At 40.2% G+C, this 209-nt stretch carries 1 rRNA gene; it reads left to right on the forward strand.

The annotated features are described in order from the left end of the window. Window positions 1-147 precede the first annotated feature (147 nt). Window positions 148-209: ribosomal RNA gene (gene rrf / locus K9V48_RS30320) — 5S ribosomal RNA — on the forward strand; the annotation flags it as partial.

The raw sequence follows: 209 nt of genomic DNA on the forward strand, positions 1-209 counted from the left end.
AGTCGTACTTTGACTTCGCACGAGATTGTGAAATTTCCGGAGTATTTGGCTTCTGTAGCTGGACACAGTAAAAAGCGTAAACTCAGTGAATTGAATTGTGAATCGTTATCTAGTTTTGAAGGAATATACCTTCAATTTAATAAATTATCTGGTAATGATGGCGAAGAGGCCACACCCGTTCCCATGCCGAACACGGAAGTTAAGCTCTT

The organism is Metabacillus rhizolycopersici (assembly GCF_020075705.1).